13 protein-coding genes and 1 tRNA gene are annotated in these 16,383 nt (G+C 62.8%); 4 read left to right on the top strand and 10 right to left on the bottom strand.

What is annotated here, in order from left to right; all coding sequences use genetic code 11:
- The first annotated feature begins 75 nt into the window (after positions 1-75).
- Complete coding sequence (locus tag RQ479_RS23145; RefSeq protein WP_376706004.1) at positions 76-2,130, top strand: M3 family metallopeptidase; 2,055 nt, start codon at positions 76-78, stop codon at positions 2,128-2,130.
- A 383-nt stretch (positions 2,131-2,513) separates the two neighbouring features.
- On the opposite strand, the gene RQ479_RS23140 is transcribed toward RQ479_RS23145, so the two are convergent.
- The 4 genes from RQ479_RS23140 to RQ479_RS23125 all read right to left on the bottom strand — a co-directional run bounded on the left by RQ479_RS23140 (position 2,514) and on the right by RQ479_RS23125 (position 8,143).
- Complete coding sequence (locus RQ479_RS23140) at positions 2,514-3,983, bottom strand: LGFP repeat-containing protein (RefSeq protein ID WP_376702764.1); 1,470 nt, start codon at positions 3,981-3,983, stop codon at positions 2,514-2,516.
- 118 nt (positions 3,984-4,101) lie between these two features.
- On the bottom strand, positions 4,102-7,317 hold the full coding sequence (locus RQ479_RS23135; RefSeq protein WP_376702763.1) for a BTAD domain-containing putative transcriptional regulator: 3,216 nt from the start codon (positions 7,315-7,317) through the stop codon (positions 4,102-4,104).
- A gap of 120 nt (positions 7,318-7,437) precedes the next feature.
- The gene (locus RQ479_RS23130) at positions 7,438-7,896 is read right to left on the bottom strand and encodes a hypothetical protein (RefSeq protein WP_376702762.1); all 459 of its coding nucleotides are present in this window, start codon (positions 7,894-7,896) and stop codon (positions 7,438-7,440) included.
- Between the two features lie 171 nt (positions 7,897-8,067).
- Positions 8,068-8,143 (bottom strand) — tRNA-Ala (locus RQ479_RS23125).
- A gap of 164 nt (positions 8,144-8,307) precedes the next feature.
- Here RQ479_RS23125 and RQ479_RS23120 point away from each other — a divergent pair.
- The 3 genes from RQ479_RS23120 to RQ479_RS23110 all read left to right on the top strand — a co-directional run bounded on the left by RQ479_RS23120 (position 8,308) and on the right by RQ479_RS23110 (position 9,935).
- Complete coding sequence (locus RQ479_RS23120; RefSeq protein ID WP_023678162.1) at positions 8,308-8,598, top strand: YggT family protein; 291 nt, start codon at positions 8,308-8,310, stop codon at positions 8,596-8,598.
- A gap of 13 nt (positions 8,599-8,611) precedes the next feature.
- Entirely contained in the window at positions 8,612-8,932 is a 321-nt protein-coding gene (locus RQ479_RS23115; protein ID WP_376702761.1) for a DUF167 family protein, read from the top strand.
- A gap of 289 nt (positions 8,933-9,221) precedes the next feature.
- Positions 9,222-9,935 (top strand): haloacid dehalogenase type II, encoded by a 714-nt coding sequence (locus RQ479_RS23110; RefSeq protein WP_376702760.1) that lies wholly within the window; start codon positions 9,222-9,224, stop codon positions 9,933-9,935.
- A gap of 16 nt (positions 9,936-9,951) precedes the next feature.
- On the opposite strand, the gene RQ479_RS23105 is transcribed toward RQ479_RS23110, so the two are convergent.
- The 6 genes from RQ479_RS23105 to RQ479_RS23080 form a co-directional block, all read right to left on the bottom strand.
- Positions 9,952-10,920 carry an ABC transporter ATP-binding protein gene (locus RQ479_RS23105; RefSeq protein ID WP_376702759.1) on the bottom strand — a complete coding sequence of 323 codons (969 nt, stop codon included), beginning with the start codon at positions 10,918-10,920 and terminating at the stop codon, positions 9,952-9,954.
- Positions 10,920-11,930 (bottom strand): ABC transporter ATP-binding protein, encoded by a 1,011-nt coding sequence (locus RQ479_RS23100; protein WP_376706003.1) that lies wholly within the window; start codon positions 11,928-11,930, stop codon positions 10,920-10,922. Before RQ479_RS23100 ends, RQ479_RS23105 begins: the two co-directional genes overlap by 1 nt.
- Positions 11,927-12,844, bottom strand: coding sequence for a dihydrodipicolinate synthase family protein (locus RQ479_RS23095; protein ID WP_376702758.1), 918 nt, complete (start codon positions 12,842-12,844; stop codon positions 11,927-11,929). Before RQ479_RS23095 ends, RQ479_RS23100 begins: the two co-directional genes overlap by 4 nt.
- 18 nt (positions 12,845-12,862) lie before the next feature.
- Positions 12,863-13,765, bottom strand: coding sequence for an ABC transporter permease (locus RQ479_RS23090; protein ID WP_292657251.1), 903 nt, complete (start codon positions 13,763-13,765; stop codon positions 12,863-12,865).
- Positions 13,765-14,724: an ABC transporter permease gene (locus tag RQ479_RS23085; RefSeq protein WP_376702757.1), complete on the bottom strand. Its 960-nt coding sequence runs from the start codon at positions 14,722-14,724 to the stop codon at positions 13,765-13,767. Before RQ479_RS23085 ends, RQ479_RS23090 begins: the two co-directional genes overlap by 1 nt.
- Positions 14,725-14,787: 63 nt before the next feature.
- The gene (locus RQ479_RS23080) at positions 14,788-16,368 is read right to left on the bottom strand and encodes an ABC transporter substrate-binding protein (RefSeq protein ID WP_376702756.1); all 1,581 of its coding nucleotides are present in this window, start codon (positions 16,366-16,368) and stop codon (positions 14,788-14,790) included.
- Positions 16,369-16,383 lie beyond the last annotated feature (15 nt).

Here is a 16,383-nt window from a genome sequence, read left to right as displayed (position 1 = left end):
CTGGCGCTGTTGCGCGCAACCGGCCGGCGCCTTACATCGGTGACGATCCATCTCCTCCCGCCACACAGCGAAAGTTTGCCCATGCCGTCCACCGTCGACCTCGCCGCCCATCCGCTGACCGCATGGCAAGGGCCGCTCGGCCTGCCCGATTTCACGCGCATCGGCGACGGCGATTTTTCTCAGGTCTTCGACGCGGCCCTGAAGTCGCATGAAGCCGAGATCGAGGCGATTGCCGGCAACACCGGGACGCCGACTATCGAAAACACGCTTGCCGCGCTCGAGCTTGCCGGTGAGGCGCTCGACCATGTCTCCTCGATCTTCTGGTGCCGCGCCGGCGCCCACACCAATGAGGCGATCCAGGCGCTGGAGCGCGACATCTCGCCAAAGATGTCGCGGCATTTCTCGGCGATTTCGATGAATGAGCGACTGTTTGCCCGCATCGACGATCTCTATCTGCGCCGCGAGGCTTTGAAGCTCGATGCCGAAACGCTGCGGGTCTTGGAAAAGACCTGGAAAAACTTCGTCCGCTCCGGCGCCAGGCTCGATGCCGAAGGCAAGAAGCGGCTGGCCTCGATCAACGAGGAATTGTCGTCGCTCGGCACCAATTTCGGCCAGAACGTGCTTGCCGACGAGCGCGACTGGGCGCTGTTTCTCGACGAGGCTGACCTTGCCGGCCTGCCGGAATTCCTGAAAAGCTCGATGGCGGAAGCCGCCGAGATGCGCGGCCAGAAGGGCCGCTACGCCGTCACTCTGTCGCGCTCGATCTACGAGCCGTTCTCGACCTTCTCAGAGCGCCGCGATCTGCGCGAGACAGCGTTCCGCGCCTTCATCATGCGTGGTCAGAATGGCGGCGCCACCGACAACACGGAAGTGGTGCGCGACATGCTGCGCCTGCGCGCCGAGAAGGCGAAGCTGCTCGGCTATCCTTCTTACGCCGCATTGAAGCTCGACGACACCATGGCCAAGACGCCGGAGGCGGTGCACGCGCTGCTCGATCCGGTCTGGGAAAAGGCGGTGGAAAAGGCCGCAAGCGACCAGGCCGAATTGCAGCGGCTGGCGGCCGAGGCCGGCAGCAATGAGAAATTCGCCGGCTGGGACTGGCGCTTCTATCAGGAGAAGCTGCGCGCCGAGAAATTCGCCTTCGACGAGGCCGAGCTGAAGCCGTATCTGCAGCTCGACCGCATCATCGAGGCCTGTTTCGACGTTGCAACGCGATTGTTCGGCATTTCTTTCGATGAAAAGAAGGGCATTGCCACCTGGCATCCGGACGCACGTGTTTTCGTGGTGAAGAATGCCGACGGCAGCGAGCGCGGCCTGTTCCTCGCCGATTATTTCGCGCGACCCTCGAAGCGCTCCGGCGCCTGGATGAGCGCGCTGAAATCCGGCTACAAGCTTGGCGACGGCTCCAAGCCGGTCATCTACAACATCATGAATTTCGCCAAGCCGCCGGCCGGCGAGGCAGCCTTGCTGTCGGTCGACGAGGCCAAGACCCTGTTCCACGAATTCGGTCACGCGCTGCACGGCATGCTGACCGACGTTACCTGGCCATCGGTCGCTGGCACCTCGGTCAGCCGCGATTTCGTCGAGCTGCCCTCGCAGCTCTACGAACACTGGCTGACGGTACCGGCAGTGCTGGAAAAACATGCGCTGCATGTCAAGACCGGCAAGCCGATGCCAAAGGCGCTGGTCGACAAGATGCTGGCGGCGCGCACTTTCGGCGCCGGCTTCGCCACGGTCGAGTTCACCGCCTCGGCCTTGGTCGACATGGCCTACCATGCGCGACGGGACGCGCCGCAGGAGCCGCTCCGTTTCGAAACCGAAACGCTCGAATGGCTCAACATGCCCGACACCATCGCCATGCGTCACCGCACCCCGCATTTCGGCCATATCTTTGCCGGCGATGGCTATTCGGCCGGCTACTATTCCTACATGTGGTCGGAAGTTCTCGACGCCGACGCTTTCGCCGCCTTCGAGGAAACAGGCGATCCCTTCAACCCGGCGCTGGCCGAGCGGTTGCGCAAGAACATCTACGCCGCCGGCGGCTCGAAGGACCCGGAAGAACTCTACACCGCCTTCCGCGGCAAGATGCCTTCCCCGGAAGCGATGATGGCCAAGCGCGGGCTGGTGTGATGCATGCCCGCTCTTGTCACCGTTCTCTTTCCATCTGATTGATGTCGGCTGTCATGGCGTCGGGTTGCGCACCGCCTGATCCGGTTTCCGCCGGTCCCGCTCGGCCTCGTTGGCTGCGGCCGCGTCGTTGAGGTGACTGCACTTAATGCGGTCTCCATCGTTCCGGCCGAAGGAGCCGCGTTTATGGCGGCGCTACGGGCTGTGCGGGGGGTGGGCAACGACAGCTTGCCCGCTATGCTGATCGGCGCTGCCGCGTCTGGACCGAGCCTTGCGACGACCGCTACGGAAATAAATCTCTCAGTCGCGAACTGTCAGCCCCGCCAACGGAAAGGCGGGGCTGGTAAGTTGATTGTCCCGGCAAGCTTTTTGCCGGGGCGATTGGCCTAGGCAGGCACAAAGCCAAAATAGGCTTTGTAGGAAGCCCCGTCGCCGGAAATCAGGGGTGTTTCCACTTTGAACCCAATCCCATTGAATGTGGTATTGTTCGTGCGTGCCGCGAGCAACACCATCTGCTTTGCGGAGATGGTCACTGTCGTGCTCCCGATCCTGTCATCGCCCCAGTCGAAGAGATCGCTGATGGCGCCGCCGATCAATGGCATCAGGGTTCCCAAGGCCGGGCCGGCGATAGCAGCAATGATAGGTCCCGCTACCGGAATGAGGCGCAAAGCCAGCGTACCGGCCGTATGGACGCCCATGACGATCTTCTGCACCTCGTCCTTGTATTTGTTGGGATCGCCAAAATCGTTTTCCATCAGCACCGTACCGATATTGATGCCGTAGGGCTTGCCTCGATAGATTTCCATAAGGTCGGGTCTTGTATCTCCGGCGTCAACGTCGCCGTAGACCTGGCTGCGCTTGGTGTCGGCGATCTGCGGCGTTGTCACGCTAACGATGACATAAGGTTCATCCGAACTCGACCCCTGATCCCAGTCGGTCTCGCCGAAGCAATGGAGGCCGGTATAGTGGACGACGACATCTCGAAGGTCGATCGCGCCGGTGTCGGGCCACCAGTATATGCCACCGTTTTCAAACAGATTGGCACGGCCACCGTCGGCAAATTCGGTCTCGTCGGTCGTGGGATAGCCCAGATATGACTGTTCCCAGCCCAGGCTCTCCCACTTCTTGCGGATGTCACCGTACACCACGTTGGCTCCTGTGCTCGGTGTCCAGTAGATCGAGCCGGCATTGGCAAAATGGTTGTAGCGCCCGACGCCGTCGGGAGTTCCGGTTTCGTCGGTCACCGGATAGCCGAGAACCGAGCGCTCCCAGCCCATTGCTGCCCATTTGCCGCGAATTGCCCCCCAAATCGCTTGAGCACCGGTGTTCGGTGTCCAGTAGATCGAGGCGGTATTGTTGTTGAAGTGATTGTATCGGCCGACGCCGTCGGGAGTTCCGGTTTCGTCGGTGCAGGGAATGCCCCACGCGAGACCGCCAAGCGCAATCCACTTCCTGTAGATTTCGCCATGGATCTCAAAGGCGTCGTGCATGGCATCGTTGTAGCAAATGCATGAGCCGTTCTTGAGATACCAGGCTTTTCCAGTGTCCTTCGTGTCGATCTCGGCGAAGCCGGCGCCGCCAAGGGAGTTGTACTTTTGCTGTATGACAGCTTCGGGCGAGAGGAGCGACCAAGGCCCGATCCTGAGCTGGTCGGAAAGTCTTGTGGCTCCAGCGCGGATGGCGCCGGCACGCACTCTCGAAGTTGCTCTGGCAGTATACGGCATGACCTTTTTCCTTCCTGTGAGTGTTGGTATCGGGGGCTTCAGGCCTCCGGCGATCGGTTTTGATCGACGGGCTGAGGTTCCCAGACCGCGACTTACGGACGGCTTACAGAGTTCCGAGCTGCGCCAGAGCAATTCCCGGAAAAATGTGAGAAACGGTTTTCCCGGGAAAAGCGCGTAGCGTTTTCCCTAGGGAATTGCGCAAAAATAAAGAGATAGAGCGGTTCGGCGTTCCGTGAAACGATGAACCGGTCTAGAGAAGCGGGCGTACAAGCGAACGCAGCAAAGGCGAGGGCTCGTCATCGCCGGCTGAAGCGAGCGCGCGTTCATAGTGCCGGTAATCCTCGACGGCGCCGGCATGGTCGTTCCTGGAGAGGCTCTCCTGGATGAGCGCGCCATGGAGTTTGGCCGATTCCGGGTAGAAATCGAGGGCACGCCGGCAGGCCCGGCGTGCCCGGTCCACGTTGCCCTGGCTCTGCCAGTGTTTGGCGATCCGCACGGCAAGCTCCACCAGCCCGTCCCGCAGCCGGTCGGCCGCGGCGTTCGACCAAGCGGGCGCCGGGCCATTCGAGAAAAGCGGACCGAAAAAGCTTTCCAGCAGCGCTTCCTGCTCCTCGATCGTGCTGTCTCCTTGGCCCGACAGCACACGTTTCAGCCGGTCTTCCCAATCCTGCAGATCGATCCAGACCTTGTCGGCAGCGAGCCGCAAACGGCCTTCTCTCAGCGTTACGAGTTCGCCTTGCCCGAGCAATTTGCGCAGACGATGCAGCGCCTGCTCCAGAGCCGCCTTGGCCTGGTCGCCGTCGAGGTCGGGCCAGAGCCAATCCTGCGGGGTTTCCACCGAACAGACCTGATCCCTCGACAGGCAGATGATGCGCAATATGTCGAGCGCGCGGGTCGGCGGTTTGGCGCCGAGCGCGAGCTCGGCGCCGTCAATCTCGATGCGAAATCCCCCCATGAGATGGATCTTGAGCGGCCAGGGCCATTGGGCGGGCCGGCCGGCGGGCGCAACCAGAAAGCGTGCCCGGACGACGCGATGGCAGAGATCGACATCGATCTTTCGCTCCAGCGCATCGGCGATCAGCTCGGCCAGCAAGTCCGGCAGGTTGAGCAGGATCGCGGAGGGATTGACCTCGCGCAACGCCTCCATGAATGCAGCCAGACGAGCGCCATAGGACGCGCCGCCGTTCCACTTCTGCTCCAGGGCCCGGGCGGCCAGAATGCTCAGTTCGACACGCTGGCGGGGGCCGCCGCTCAGCCTTTCGGCGATCTCCTGGAGTAGCGCAATCGCCTCCGCCGGACGCCGATCGGCCAGCAGAACCTGGTATTTGGTGACGTAATGCGGCCAGCGTTCGATCATCGGCTCGTTCGCCCGCTCGATCGCATCCATGAAGGCATCGCAGTCGAGATAAGCCTTGACGAAGTCGCCGTTGCGCGTGTGCATCGCCGCGTGGCAGTCGGCGACTACAGCGACCTGGGTTGTGAACCTGCTGTCCGCGATCTCGCCCAGCCGGGAGACGAGCGCATTGAATTCCGAGAACTTGTTGTGAAGCTTCATCAGCAATTGAAGCTGATAGAGGGCGCTGAACTCGACGCCCCGCAAGGCGTGCTGCTCGCCTATCGCCGTTGCGCGTCGCAACGCATCCTCGGCCGATGCATAGACAAAACCGCGCCGCGAATAGGGGAAGTAACGGCCGCTGGCCGAGCCAAAGGACACCAGCCACATGCCGAGCACCAGCGGCGGGATATCCGGATGTTCGAGATCGGCGGCAACGCTGTCCACGGCATTGGCAAAAATGTCGCGCTGCCCCGACGAAGTCGCGTAGTCGATGAGCGCTTCGCTTGCCAGCAGGCGCAACTCGACCGAATCCTCGATCGGCAGACGTGTCAGGCGCTGCTGGATATCATTCACGAGGCGCTTCGCGTCATGGGCGTCGAATTCGCCAGGTTCGGCGAAATCGACGGCCCGCAGGATGCCGAGCCTGACCATCATGAGTTCCTCCGGATCCAACTCCGGCAGTCCCTTGGCAAGAAGCTGTGAGGCTCGGCGCGTCCAATCCGCCAGCCCCTCATGCGTACGCCAGCTGGCGGTCTTGACCACGACCGCCCGCGCGGCCGTCAGGCATTGGCCGCGCATGTCGGTGTTCTCGAATGCTTGCCATGCCTTGGAGAAGTGCGGTTCGGCCTTCGCATCGTCCGATGCGAAGGCGACGCCCAGCCAATAATGGACCCACCCATCCATCTGGTCGGGGGGCAGCCTGTTGCACCATTCGACGAAGCTGGCCCGGCGCCCTTGCGAGAGAACGCCGTTGGCGCACACCAGAATGAGCTGGCGTGCCAGCGGCCAGGCGCCCGCCTGCAACGCCAGTACGATTGCCGCGTCGGTTTTGCCTGCCTCGTGCAGGACCTTTGCAGCCTGCTCGCGCAGCCTGGAACGGTCCGCTTCCGTCACGCGCCGGTCCAGTAGGCCGGCAAGGTATTCGCGCAACAAGTCATGCAGCTGGAAGGCGGCGCCGCCCGGACCGTCGCGCGTGATCAGCAGCTGGCGATGCTGCAGCCGCACCAGGAGGCGAGCAGCCTGCGGCGAGCCCAGGAACGCATCGGCAAGCTCCGTGCTGATCTCCGGCAGAAGGTTGAGCCTGATAAGCAGATCCTGGTCCTCCGGCGCGATGTCGCGCAGGAAATAACGTCCGACAATCTCCCGAAGGCCGGCGCCTCCGGCAAGGCCGGTCTGCGAAAGTGGGTAGTACATTCCGGCGTTGGCCAGCAGGAGAAGGCCCACCGCCCAGCCGCGCGCCTCCGAAATGTCGCTGACCTCGGACGGCGATTGCGAGCGGGCGGCGACGAGGTTGCGTGCCTCCGCAGGCGAAAACTCCAGCAGCGTTTGGTTGAGGACCGGCAACTGTCCCGACAGCACGAGGTCGGCGACATCGCCCTCGGGCAGCATCCGCGACGTGCAGATGCAGCGGATGGTGTTGGGGCGTTCGCGCAACAGGATCGCCAGCGTCCGGCGGAAGCCTGGCGCGTCGGCACGATGCAGATCGTCGAGGACCAGGATCGTGCCGGGATCAAGCCGCGAGAAATAGGTGCGGAAGAACAGCCGCGCGAAATCGTCGGAATTGTCGGCATATTCCGGACCGAAGACGGGCATGCCGGCATGCCTGCCGTCGAGCGACAGCGTCAGATAGTGGAAAAGGCGCGCAACGTCCTGGTCCTCGGTGTCGACCCGATACCAGTTGTACGCCGATTCGCCTTGCTTCAGCCCGCCGTGTTCCAGCCCGCCTTGTTCCAGAAAGTCGATCACCGCGGTGGTCTTGCCGTATCCACCAGGCGCCGCCAGCCAGCATGCACCGCTGTCGAGGGCCTGAGAAAGCAGCGCCACTACGCGCGGACGGCTGACAATTCCCACTGGCCGGGGTGCCGAGAGCTTTGCTATCTCGCGCGGCGCGTCCCGGAAGGATTTATCCATCGTAAGGATTCTCGCAGCGCAGTCGCCTCGCGAAAACAGGTAATCGGTTCGTCCGCAACAACAAATCGCCGGCCGGCGTTGTGCTCGCCTGACGTGCCGTGCTCGCCGGCAAGGTCGCGGTTATCCCTTGTGTGACATGATATGCGAAACCCCGACACTCACGTCGGCGGTGTGTCTTGCCATCACTGCGTTCATTCGCATTGCAATCTTCGCATAGCCGTTTCGTTCCTGGTCGGTAACTTCCGAGGACTTGAAGAGCCAAGGAAGGGGTGCAACCTGCGCGTCCTCGAAATTGGCCGGCAGATTCGATGGCAAGGCCTTTTTTCCCAAAGGCAGCTCTAGCCCAAGGTCACTAAATTCCTCCTCGAGACTGGCGTGCAGATGAGAAAGCACCAGATAGATCGCCAACTTGGATCTAGTCCTTTCTGTGTTGTTTTGATCGTACTCTTGAAGAACGTCATCGAACGATGGCGATACGTCGGTTTCAGCAGCGGTAGCTCGTGTTGCAACAGCACCGGCCAGGGCAGTCGCTGCCACTCCTGTAAGACCTACAAAATCACGTCTTGTCGTGCTGGTCATAGTGAATTCCCCTCGGTTTTGAAGACGGGCCAAGTCTGGCAAGGACGAGGCGCAGTGGCAATAGGCCGCATACGCTACTGGTGTAGAGGACCTTTACGTCGCCGATGTGAATCCACCCGGCGATGAGCGGGTCTTCGGCATGCAAGCAGGCAAGGGATTCGAAAAATCCGCTGGTGGAGCTGAGGAGGATCGAACTCCTGACCTCGTCATTGCGAACGACGCGCTCTCCCAGCTGAGCTACAGCCCCGTCCAGCGGATGGGGCTTTTATCGGCCGCTGCGGTTTCCTGTCAAGGCTGCGCTTGCTGCCGAAATGCCGTTCGGCCGTTCATCCGGCTTCGCCATGCGGCGGAAGGCGGCTCTTGCCGCTTTCCCCCACAGTGGCTACATGTCGGCAACAATCGGAGACCGGCATGATCGCCCTCATTCAGACCATTGTCATGGCGCTTGACCTTTACTGGTGGATCATCATCGCCTCGGCGATATTTTCCTGGCTCTACGCCTTCAACGTCGTCAACTCCCGCAACCAGTTCGTCGATACCATCAGCAACATGCTCTATCGGCTGACGGAGCCGGCGCTGCGGCCGATCCGCCGCTTCATGCCCGATCTCGGCGGCATCGACATCTCGCCGATCATCCTGCTGCTGATCCTGTTCTTCATCCGGCAGTTCCTGCTCACCACCGTGCTTTCGCTGGTCGTCTGAGTTCAGGCATCGCATGAGCGCGCCGTTCCGCACGCGCGCCGACGGCATCGACCTGTTCGTCCGGCTGACGCCCAAAGCGGCGATGGACAGGCTGGAGGGCATCGAAACATCGGCGGATGGGCGAAGCCACCTAAAAGCCCGCGTCCGCGCCGTGCCGGAAAACGGGGCCGCCAATCGAGCGCTGGAAAGGCTGGTCGCCAAGGCGCTTGGCGTGGCCACTTCAGCGGTCTCGATCGTCGCTGGCGGCACCGCGCGGTTGAAGACGCTGCGCGTGCTTGGCGATCCCGCGGCGCTAGCGAAACGCATCGATGCGCTGGGCACGCCTGCGCCATGATCTCGGCTCGCTCACCTACCCCGCAGAAAAAAGGCCGGGCTGCAAAGCCCGGCCAGATGTGAAGGTCGAAAACCTTCAGAGGGGAACGCGCCGGATGAATGGGAGGAAACATCCGACGCGCATTGCATATGGGTTGGCGTCGACGTCGTTTCAATGAGGTCGGGGAACCACCGTCGCGATCAGGCTTTAAACATCTCGATTATCTGATCAGCAGCTCGACGAGGCCGATCCGTCCTGTCGTGACCGATGCGGCAGGACACGCACCGCAACCCCGACCGGAAGGCTCAATATGACCGCTACTCGAGTTCTATTCTTCGACGTTCTGGGAACCGTCGTTGACTGGCGCAGCGGTATTGCAAGGGAGGCTGGCGTCTTCCTCGCGCGAAATGGTGCACAGCAGGTCGATCCTGGTGAATTCGCCGATGCGTGGGCGTTGCGCTATGACGCCTCGACCGAGGCGGTGCGGACAGGGCACCGGCCTTTTGTTTCACTCGACGTGATCAACCGGGAGAATCTGGACGCCACTCTCGTCCAGTTCGGGCTGACCCCATCCGCGCTGCCGGCCGCCGAACTTGAAGAACTCAACCTCGCCTGGCACCGGCTGGAGCCGTGGCCCGATTCGCTGAAAGGCCTTGCGAGGCTGAAGGAACGCTTCATCATCGCGCCCTTGTCGGGAGGCAATACCCGGCTGTTGTTGGATATGGCCAAGCGCGCCGGCCTGCCTTGGGACACCGTCCTTGGCTCGGATGTGTTCGGCACCTACAAGCCTGCGCCGCGGGCTTATCTCCGCGCAATGGAGATCCTGGAGGTGCGACCTTCGGAGGCCGTGTTAGTCGCCGCGCATAATGACGATCTGGCCGCGGCACGAAGGTGCGGTATCGGAACCGCCTTTGTTGCTCGGTCAAAAGAGCATGGCCCGGGGCAGACGACCGATCTCTCGCCTCTTGAGAGTTGGGACTTTGTGGCCGACGACCTTGTCCATCTCGCCCAAGTTCTCCCCTAGACACAGGGCAGAAAACCTAAGCGATGTCGTCGCGGATGCAGGCCTTCAGATGGCCCTCGGCTGTCGCCCTCAGCGGCGGCACAGCCCCTGCGCAAGCCTCCAGCGCAAACGGGCAACGGGTCCGGAAAACACAGCCCGACGGCGGGTTTGCCGGGCTGGGAATATCGCCCTTGAGCACCTGCCGGTCTTGCCTGGCCAGCGGATCGAGCGACGGAATGGCCGACAGCAGCGCGCGCGTATAGGGATGCTGCGGCCGGGCATAGAGCGCGGCCGCCGGTGCAACTTCCATGATGCGCCCGAGATAGAGCACGATGACCGTGTCGCAGATGTACTCGACGACGGCCAGATCATGCGAAATGAACAGCATGGTCAGGCCGAGCCGGAGCTGCAGGTCGCGCAACAAATTGATGATTTGCGCCTGAATCGAGACGTCGAGTGCCGAGACCGGCTCGTCGGCGACGATGAATTCCGGCTCGAGCGTCAGCGCCCGGGCGATGCCGATGCGCTGGCGCTGCCCGCCCGAAAATTCGTGGGCGTAGCGCTCATAGGCGTCGACCGGCAACTCGACCGCAGCAAGTGCCTTCTCCGCCCTCGCCCGCCGCTCGGATTTCTTGCCAATGGCTTGAATGTCCAGGCCTTCGGTGAGGATCTGCCCTATCGTCATACGCGGCGACAGGCTGGCGAAGGGGTCCTGGAAAATATACTGCATCTTGCGGCGCTGGCGGCGCAATTGGGCGGCACTCAGCCTGGTGATATCGGTGCCGTCATAGTTGATTTGGCCGGATGTCGGCTCGATCAGACGCAGCACCGAGCGGCCGATCGTGGTCTTGCCGGACCCGGATTCGCCGACCAGGCCGACCACCTGGCCACGCCTGATATCAAAGGAAATATCCTCCAGCGCCCTGACGACGGGTCCGCGCGAGAACGCTGTCGGCGCAAAATGCTTGGTCAGGTTTTTGACCGCGAGGAAGGGGGCGTCGGCCATCAGAGCTCCTCCCAACGCAGGCAGCGGCTTTGCTGGGTCGGCGTCGCCGCAAACAATGGCGGGACCGCGGCGCGGCAGGCAGCGATAGCCATCGGACAACGGGGCGCGAAGGAACAGCCCTTGGGCAGCAAGGCGAGCGAGGGAACATTGCCGGCAATGGTCGGCAGCGGCGTCCCCGCCATCTTCAGCGCCGTGGCCTCGCCGAGCCGCGGCACCGAGCGCATCAACCCCGCGGTATAAGGATGACGCGGACGGGTGAACACTTCGCTCACCGGACCTGTTTCGACGATACGCCCGGCATACATCACCGCTACCCGGTCGGCGATTTCGGCTACGACGCCGAGATTGTGAGTAACGAACAGGATGCCCATGCCGCGCTGAACCTGCAGCTCGGCCAAGAGATCGAGGATCTGGGCCTGGATAGTGACGTCCAACGCGGTCGTCGGCTCGTCGGCGATCAGCAAGCCTGGATCGCAGGACAAGGCCATGGCGATAGTGGCGCGCTGGCGCATCCCACCTGACAGCTCGTGCGGATACTGCCGCGCCCGCCGCTTCGGATCGGGAATGCCGACCTGCTCCAGCAGCCGCACAGCGTCTGCTTCTGCCTCGCGGTGCGATTTGCCGAGATGGATACGGATCGGTTCGGCGATCTGCTCGCCGATCGTGTAGACCGGGTTGAGGCTGGTCATCGGCTCCTGGAACACCATGCCGATCTCGTTGCCGCGTATCTTGCGCAGCGACTCGGCATCGAGGTTGGTCAGCTCGGTGACCGTGCCGTTCTTGCGCCGCAGCGCGATCGATCCCTCGGCAATATGTCCGGCCCTTTTCGGCAACAGACCGATGATCGACAGGCTGGTGACGGATTTGCCGGACCCGGATTCGCCGACGAGCGCCACCGTCTCGCCGGAGCCGATCGTCAGGTCGACATCCGCTACCGCCGCGATGTCGCGCCCCGCAATGCGGAACACCGCGCGCAGGCCGGAAATAGAGAGGATCGGCGCGACGCTCAGCGGAGCAGCCCCACATCGCGAAGGATCGCCTCGACCTTCGCGGTTTCCTCTTCATTCAAGGTGCGCTGCGGCCGCGCCATAGTGTTCGAGGCGATGATGCCGAGGCTCTTCATCGCCGCCTTAAAGGCGCCTACGCCGGCGGAGCCGGCGCTTGTCCTGCCGAGCGAGATCCAAACGATCTCGAACAGTTTCACCAATCGCTCCTGCTCCAGCCGGGCTTCGGCATACTTGCCCGCTTGCATCAGGTTCCACAGCCTGACGTAACCATGCGGGTCGACATTGGCGAGGCCTGGCACGACGCCATGCGCACCCATGGCCAGCACGCTATCGACCAGGATCTCGGAGCCGGTCATGCCGAAGAAGCCGGGGTCGTCGGCCATGTCCTTGAGCACGTAGCGCAGATTGCCGTCATCGCCGCTGGAATCCTTGATGCCGGCGATGGCGCCTTCCCTGGCGAGACCGACCGTGGTCTTGCGCTCCAACTTGACGTGAACGCAGACCGGGATGTCGTAGGCGATGACCGGAATGTCGATCGCATCCTTGATATAGCGGAAGTGGTCGCCGATCTCCGGCTGGCTGGTGCGGGTATAAAACGGCGCGGTGACGACGATGGCGTCGGCGCCGGCCGATCTGGCGATGCGGGCGTGGTTGATGACACGATCGGTCGTCGGGTCGATGACGCCGGCGAAGATCGGAACCCGGCCGTTATTGACCTTGACCGCGTGCTCGAGGATGGCCCTGCGGCCCGCCTCGTCATGGAATACCACCTCGCTGGTCGAGCCGAGCACGAACAGCCCGTGAACACCGCCGTCGAGCAGGTTCTGGATAGTGCGCGTGAACGACGGGAAGTCGATGCTGAAATCGGCATTGAGCGGGGTGACGACAGGTGGCACGACGCCGGTAAACAGGGGCATTTTGATGAACCTTTGAGGTCAGTTGAGATCGGAGCGAGGGTCGAATGCGTCGCGCAAGCCGTCGCCGATGAAGTTGATGGCGAGCACGGTGAGCACCAGTGCGGCCCCCGGGAACATCCATTGCCAGGGGTAATTTTCCAGCACGACGGTGGAGCGGGCGAGATTGAGCATGTTGCCCCAGCTGGCTTCGGGCGGTGCGATGCCGAGGCCGAGGAAGGACAGGCCGGCCTCGAGCAGGATGGCGTTGGCGATCTGCAAGGTGGCGTAGACGACCAGGATATCGATGCAATTGGGCAGGCCGTGCCGGAACAGCAGATGCGGCAGCCCCGCCCCCATGCCGCGGGCGGCGACGACGAAATCGCGCTCGCGCAGTTCGAGCAGCCTGGCACGCACCATGCGCGACAGCACCGGCCAGGAGAGCAGCGAGATCACCAGGATGGTCGGGGCGATGCCGGTGCCGGCAATGGAAGCCAGCACCAGCAGGAAGATCACCGGCGGCAGCGTCATCGCCAGATCGACCAGGCGCATAACCGCGCCGTCGACAAGACGCCCGCCAAAGCTGGCGACGGCACCGACCAGGAAGCCGATGACGGTCGAGATAGCGACCGAACAGATGGCAACCAGCAGTGAGATCCGCCCGCCTTGCAGCAACCTGGCCATGACATCGCGCCCAACGCCGTCGCTGCCCAGCCAATGAATGGCCGACGGCGCCTTGTTCATCGCCCTGAGGTCGATGGCGTTCGGGCCGAACGGCCACCACAGAGGATAGGTCGAAACCGCCAGCAGGATCGGGATGACGATCAAAAGCCCGGCGCGCGCCGCACGGTTTTCAAAAAAGCGGTCGAACGCGCGGCGAAGCGGGCCTTTGGTTTTCGGCACGGCTGTCGGGTCGACCGTTGGGTCCGGCGCGGTGATTGCCATCACGCCACCTGAATGCGCGGGTCGACGACGGCATAGACGACGTCGGTCAAGAGGTTGACCAGGATGACGCCAACGCCGATCACCAGGGTGGCGCCCATGATCACCGGGTAATCGCGGGTGCCGACGGCGTTGACCAGAAGCAGTCCCATGCCCGGCCAGTTGAACACGCTTTCCAGGAAGATGGCGCCGCCGATGGCGATGCCGACGGTCGAGCCGATCAGGGTAATGACCGGCAAAAGCGCATTGCGGGTCGCGTGCTTGATGATCACCCAGAACTCGCGCACGCCCTTGGCACGCGCCGTCCGCACGTAGTCCTGGTTGAGCACCTCCAGCAGCGAGGCGCGCATGTAACGCATGATCAGCGCAGCATGGCCGATGGACAGCAGGCAAGCGGGCAGGATGAGGTGCGCAAGCACGTCGGTCATCGAGAACGGCGCGCCTGCGGTCTGCATGCCGCCGGATGGCGCCCAGCGCAGCAGCACCGAGAAGAAATAGAGGCCAAGCAGCGCTGTCAGAAAAGCCGGGCTGGAGATACCGATAAACGACAGCACCGACAGCGCGATGTCGGATGGTTCGTTACGGCGCACCGCGCTGAAAATGCCGGCGGAAATGCCGAGCACGATGGCGATCGCCAGGCCCGTGCCCATCAGCAGCGCCGTCGGACCGATGCGTTCCATGACCAGTGGCAGCACGGCAACGCCGCTGCGCTGGATCGAAAAGCCGAAGTCACCGCTCAGCGCCGCACGCAGCCAGGCGAGATATTGCACGGGAAGCGGCCGATCGAGCCCGAGCCGTTCGCGCAGGCCCTCGAGGTCGGAAGCCGACATGGGGACCGACGGGTTGATATAGGCGTCGATCGGATCGCCCGGCGCCAGCCGCAGCAGGATGAAGATGAGGACGCTGAGCGCGACCAGCATCAGCAGTCCTGTGGCGCTGCGGCGGGCGATGAAGCTCAGCATGGGCTTTCCGTGGCGGTGGCAGGCGGCGCCAAAGTGGTCCCGCCTACTCGCTTGGTTGGGTTCTTACTGGATGTCCCAGCGCTCGGGGTGAGCTGCGTAGGGGCCGCCGCCCGGCGCCGGCGTCCAGACGAAGTCATGCAGCTTGTTGGAGGCCACGCCATAGCGGTTGGCCACCCACAACGTCGCCCAGGGCAGCTCTTTGTTCATCACCTTACAGACCTCCTGCCAGGAGGCGTCGAGCTTGGCCGGATCGGTCTGGCCGAGCGCGGCGTCCAACGCGGTGCTCAGGTCGTCGAACTCGATGCGCATGGTGTTGAAGCCTGCCGGCGGGATCTGCGACTTGTTGAGGCCGGGATTGAGGCCGGCCGGGTTGGGGCCGTTCTGCAGGCCGGCATAGACCATCGGAAAGGCGTTCCAGTCCGGCGTGCCTTGCTTGTAGACGATGCCGTTGTAGGTCGGCGTATCGACGACCCGCGGCACCACATTGATGCCGACCTCGGCCAGCATCGACTGGACAGCGGCCATCACATTGGCCGCTTGTGGCGAGCCGTAATAGGTCAGCAAGGTGATCGGCTTGTCGCCGTTGATCTTGTCCCAGCCCGCCTCGGTAAGCAGCACCTTTGCCTTTGCCGGATCGTAGGCATAGGGTTCGAGGCCTGCGGGAACGTGATGCGGCGCGACATAGCCGCAATTGGCTGGTTTGGCGGCACCGCCATACAGGCTGTCTATGATCGCGTTGCGGTCGATCGCATACATGATCGCCTGGCGGACACGGATATCCCTAAACAGGTCGACCTTCTGGTTCAGGCCGATATAGTTGACCACATAGGAGGCACCTTCGATCACCTTGAAATTGCTGTCGCTCTTGAACGATGCCGCATCGTCGGGCTCGACATAGGTGAACTGGATCTCGCCGGCGCGGAGCGCGGCGACGGCCGCCGCCGGCGACTCGAAATAGCGGTTGATGAGCACGTCTACCTTCGGCTTGCCGCCGCGATAATCGTCATCGGCTGCCAGTTCGACATATTGATCGGTCACGTAGCGCTTGAGCTTGAACGGACCGGTGCCGACCGGAGCGGTCGACCACCAGGTGCTTGTCGCCAGCGATTCCGGCGGCAGAGCGGCCAGGACATGCTCCGGCAGGATCATCAGCTGCGAGAGGATGGATAGAAACGAGCCGTTCGGTTTCGATAGCTTCACCACTGCGGTGTGGTCATCCGGTGCATCGACCGAGGCGATGTTGGCGAGGCGGGCGGCAAACAGGCTGCCGGAGGCCTTGTTCTTGGCAAGCTCGAGGGTGAACTTGACGTCCTTCGAGGTAAACGGTTTGCCGTCATGCCAGGTCTCGTTGACCAGGTTGAACGTATAGCTCAGCTGGTCGTCGCTGATCTTGTAGTCCTTGGCGAGGTCGCCTTCGATATCGGTTAGCCCGGCATTGTAGATAACCAGCGGTTCAAAATATGTGCTGAGCCAGGTGTAGCCGCCGGTCGCGACCAGCGGGTTGAAGTTCTTGGGAAAACCGCCGGGGCCGACGTCGAAGCCGCCCGCAATGGTCTTGGCGCTTTGTGCCTGGACACTGGTCAATGGGGCAATGCTGGCGAGCAGCAGCCCGGCGACTGAGAATGCGATAGTCCTGATGCGCATGGTTTCCTCCCTTGG

This window comes from Mesorhizobium sp. ISC25 (assembly GCF_042295465.1).
Classification (GTDB): Bacteria; Pseudomonadota; Alphaproteobacteria; order Rhizobiales; family Rhizobiaceae; genus Mesorhizobium.
Note: the sequence above shows the minus strand (reverse complement) of the source record. Positions and strands in the feature narration are given on the sequence as shown.

Excerpts from the sequence above, each read along its gene's own strand:
- RQ479_RS23135 (WP_376702763.1), bottom strand. The coding sequence starts at position 7,317 with ATGGATAAATCCTTCCGGGACGCGCCGCGCGAGATAGCAAAGCTCTCG.
- RQ479_RS23130 (WP_376702762.1), bottom strand. The coding sequence starts at position 7,896 with ATGACCAGCACGACAAGACGTGATTTTGTAGGTCTTACAGGAGTGGCA.
- RQ479_RS23120 (WP_023678162.1), top strand. The coding sequence starts at position 8,308 with ATGATCGCCCTCATTCAGACCATTGTCATGGCGCTTGACCTTTACTGG.
- RQ479_RS23115 (WP_376702761.1), top strand. The coding sequence starts at position 8,612 with ATGAGCGCGCCGTTCCGCACGCGCGCCGACGGCATCGACCTGTTCGTC.
- RQ479_RS23110 (WP_376702760.1), top strand. The coding sequence starts at position 9,222 with ATGACCGCTACTCGAGTTCTATTCTTCGACGTTCTGGGAACCGTCGTT.
- RQ479_RS23105 (WP_376702759.1), bottom strand. The coding sequence starts at position 10,920 with ATGGCCGACGCCCCCTTCCTCGCGGTCAAAAACCTGACCAAGCATTTT.
- RQ479_RS23095 (WP_376702758.1), bottom strand. The coding sequence starts at position 12,844 with ATGCCCCTGTTTACCGGCGTCGTGCCACCTGTCGTCACCCCGCTCAAT.
- RQ479_RS23090 (WP_292657251.1), bottom strand. The coding sequence starts at position 13,765 with ATGGCAATCACCGCGCCGGACCCAACGGTCGACCCGACAGCCGTGCCG.
- RQ479_RS23085 (WP_376702757.1), bottom strand. The coding sequence starts at position 14,724 with ATGCTGAGCTTCATCGCCCGCCGCAGCGCCACAGGACTGCTGATGCTG.
- RQ479_RS23080 (WP_376702756.1), bottom strand. The coding sequence starts at position 16,368 with ATGCGCATCAGGACTATCGCATTCTCAGTCGCCGGGCTGCTGCTCGCC.